4 protein-coding genes are annotated in these 3,500 nt (G+C 46.9%); all 4 read right to left on the bottom strand.

The annotated features are described in order from the left end of the window. Nucleotides 1-8: 8 nt before the first annotated feature. Nucleotides 9-695 carry a lipoyl(octanoyl) transferase LipB gene (gene lipB / locus IH879_21685; GenBank protein ID MCH7677538.1) on the bottom strand — a complete coding sequence of 229 codons (687 nt, stop codon included), beginning with the start codon at nt 693-695 and terminating at the stop codon, nt 9-11. Nucleotides 696-748: 53 nt separating this feature from the next. Next, nucleotides 749-2,143 carry a dihydrolipoyl dehydrogenase gene (gene lpdA / locus IH879_21680; protein MCH7677537.1) on the bottom strand — a complete coding sequence of 465 codons (1,395 nt, stop codon included), beginning with the start codon at nt 2,141-2,143 and terminating at the stop codon, nt 749-751. Continuing rightward, complete coding sequence (gene ypdA / locus IH879_21675; protein MCH7677536.1) at nt 2,127-3,104, bottom strand: YpdA family putative bacillithiol disulfide reductase; 978 nt, start codon at nt 3,102-3,104, stop codon at nt 2,127-2,129. The genes lpdA and ypdA overlap by 17 nt, the downstream gene beginning before the upstream one ends. 23 nt (nt 3,105-3,127) lie before the next feature. Next, a partial coding sequence (locus IH879_21670) for a 3-isopropylmalate dehydratase large subunit (GenBank protein ID MCH7677535.1) occupies nt 3,128-3,500 on the bottom strand: 373 nt, incomplete at its 5' end.

Here is a 3,500-nt window from a genome sequence, read left to right as displayed (position 1 = left end):
ACGGCAGCCTATACAAACTGCTTCACAGGAACTAAGTCCTCAATTCTCTTAACAGTTAAGTCAATTTCAAAAACTTCTCCAAACTTCTCGCAAACTTTATCCTGAACTTCTACATAATCTAACTGGCTGCCGAGAAGCTTTTCCATCGAAGTCACGGGTTTGTCTGTGATTCCGCACGGAACGATATTGCCAAAATAACTCAAATCCGTGTTGACATTAAAGGCAAATCCATGCATGGTAATCCAGCGAGTCACTTTCACGCCAATCGCCGCCACTTTGGCGCCCTCCACCCAAACACCGGTTAAACCTTCGACCCTACTCGCTGCAATTTTGTAATCTGCCAATGTTTGAATGATGACTTCCTCAAGGTCCCGCAAAAATCGATGTACATCGAGATAGTGATGGTGCAAATCCAGAATCGGGTAGCCAACGATTTGTCCGGGACCGTGATAGGTAATGTCGCCGCCGCGGTCAATTCGAAAAACTTCAATTCCCTGTCGCTTCAAAGCGAATTCGTCAGCGACTAAATTCTCCTCCTGACCGGATTTACCAAGCGTGTAGGTGTGCGGATGCTCGGTCAACAAAAGCGTATCTTCGATATCACCGGCCAAACGACGCTCAAACAATTCCTTCTGCAAATCCCAGGCGGCCTGGTAATCCAGACGGCCGGCTTTTATTAAAACACCTTGTTTCATGAATTGGTTAATCGTTAATCGTTATTTGTTAATTGATATTTGATATTTGGTTTTTAGATATGAATCGCCTCTCCAAGTGCATCCGCCGCGGCTTCCATCACTGCCTCGGAAAGAGTCGGATGGGCATGAACGGTTTTTAAAATTTCCGCTGGCGTGGTTTCAAGCGCTTTGGCTACGCTTAATTCAGCGATCATGTCGGTTGCTTCGATACCTATAATATGCGCGCCTAAAAGCTCACCGTATTTTTCATCAAACACCAATTTCACCAGGCCTTCGGTTTCCCCAATAGCGATGGATTTGCCATTCGCTAGAAATGGAAAGCGGCCGACTTTAACTTTGTGACCCGCATCAATTGCTTTTTGCTCGGTCATGCCCACGCTGGCGACTTGCGGCTGGCAGTAAGTACAACCCGGAATATTATCATAATCTATCGGAGCTGGATTTTGACCGGCCAGCTTTTCGACCAGGTAAATTCCTTCGGCAGAGGCGACATGCGCCAGCAGCGGCGGGCCGATAACATCACCGATTGCATAGACCCCGTCAACATTGGTTTTATAATTTTCATCAACTTTGATGAAACTCTTCTCGACCTTCACGCCCAACTTTTCCAGTCCCAAACCCTCAACCAAACCGCCAAATCCCACGGCCATCAAAGCCACATCTCCCTGCAAATCTTTAGCGGCTCCGCCTTTGCCGCTTACTTTAACAGTCACACCTTTTGCACTTGTCTTAATAGATTCAACCTTTGTTTCTGTTAAAATATCGATGCCGTTCTTCTTAAAATTTCTGGTTAGAATTTTGGTCAGCTCGATGTCTTCCAGCGGCAGGATACCTGGCATCATCTCAACGATCGTGCACTTAACTCCGAATGCATTATAAAAATAAGCAAACTCAATCCCAATCGGGCCGCCGCCAATAATGATAATCGATTTGGGCAATTTGTCCAGAATCAGCGCCTCGCGACTGGAGATGACTTTTTTCTTATCGATTTTTACACCCGGCAAAGAACGGGTAAATCCCCCGGTTGCGATAACGATATTTCTCGCCTTAACTTCCTGAGCTTTGCCGTTAGCCGAAACCTGGATCACGCCTGGTTTGGAAATGACGCCCGTTCCGGAGATATGCTCGATTTTATTTTTTCTCAATAAAAACTGCACGCCCTTGCTCAATTTATCCGCGGCGTCCCGGCTGCGCTTGATGATTTTTTTTGAGTCGAATTTAAGGCTGCCAACTGAAATTCCATAATCTGAGGCATTCTGAATAAGGTGGTAAACCTCAGCGCTGCGCAGCAACGCCTTGCTGGGAATGCACCCCCAATTCAGACAAAGTCCGCCCAGCTTCTCCTTCTCGATGACGACACATTTCAGCCCCAATTGGGAGGCTCGGATGGCTGCCACATACCCTCCGGGGCCGCCGCCGATAACCGCGACATCAAACGTTTGAGCCATTTATATGTCCTATGATTTTAGTCCCATGATTACGGGTATTTTCGATAAAAACTTTGCTGCCTTCACATCCTGCTATTATGACACCGGCAATATACACCCCGGGAACATTTGTTTCAAAGGTCTCTGCATCATGCACCGGGGTTAATTTGGAGTCGAACTCAACACCTGCGTTTTTTAAAAAACCCATATCCGGCCGGTAACCGGTTAAGGCAAACACGAAATCATTTTCGAGCTCTGTTTCGACACCGTCTTTCTCAACAAGCAAAGAGTCTTCTTTAATCTCTTTAACTGTTGTGTTGAAATAGGCACGAATTTTCCCTTCCTTTACGCGATTTTTGATGTCCGGCAAAATCCAATATTTAACCGATTTGCCAAAATCATCTCCCCGATGAATGACAGTAACTTTAGCGCCGTGCCTGTATAAATCGAGAGCTGCCTCGACGGCAGAGTTCTTGCCACCGATGATCGCTACTTTTTTGCGATAATAAGAATGTGCCTCGGTGTAGTAGTGACTCACCTTCTCAAGGTCCTCGCCCGGGATGCTCATCAGGTTTGGGGTGTCATATTGCCCGGTGGCGATGACAATATTTTTCGCTGAATAAATTTTGTCCCGACTGGTTTGAATTTGGAAATTGCCCTTTCGTCCTGAAATCGACTCGACTTTCTCGTTCAAATTGATCTTGAGATCAAAATGCTGCGTAACTCTTCGGTAATATCCAAGCAGATCCCTCCGCGAAGGCTTTTCAGCCGGTATAATAAACGGAATGCCGCCTATTTCGAGTAATTCGGGAGTTGAAAACAAAGTCGTGTTGGTGGGAAAATAAAAGACCGAATTTACAAGGCACCCTTTTTCGATTACCAGGTAATTCAGGTTGTGCTTTTGAGCTGCGATTGCACAGGCAAGCCCTCCGGGGCCTGCCCCTACTATCGCGACATCGTTCACCTCTTGAGCCGTTGTCACTGAGTTCTTTCTATCGGTTAGCGTTAATTCAGCACTTCGCGCGGGTCCGTGATTACCCCGCGAATCGCTGTTGCTGCGGCCACTGCCGGACTCACCAAATAAACCTTAGCTGAAGTGTGGCCGTTTCTACCGACAAAATTCCTGTTGGTTGTAAATACACCGACCTCATCTTCCCCCATGACTCCCATGTGAGCACCAAAACAAGCCCCACAAGTCGGCGGTCCAATGGAAGCACCGGCTTCATGGAAAATTTCAGCGAGACCCTCGGTGAGCATCTCGTGATAGATTTGCTCAGTCGCCGGTACCACGACCAAACGCAGTTTGCTATGAATTTTTTCCCCTTTTAAAACACCCGCCGCAATTCGTAAATCTTCTATTTTACCGTTCGTGCAAGAC

This window comes from candidate division KSB1 bacterium, assembly GCA_022562085.1.
Taxonomy (GTDB): Bacteria; Zhuqueibacterota; Zhuqueibacteria; order Oceanimicrobiales; family Oceanimicrobiaceae; genus Oceanimicrobium.
Note: the sequence above shows the minus strand (reverse complement) of the source record. Positions and strands in the feature narration are given on the sequence as shown.

What these genes read in the sequence shown, in the direction of transcription:
- lipB (MCH7677538.1), bottom strand. Translation starts at nt 695, where the DNA reads ATGAAACAAGGTGTTTTAATAAAAGCCGGCCGTCTGGATTACCAGGCC.
- lpdA (MCH7677537.1), bottom strand. Translation starts at nt 2,143, where the DNA reads ATGGCTCAAACGTTTGATGTCGCGGTTATCGGCGGCGGCCCCGGAGGG.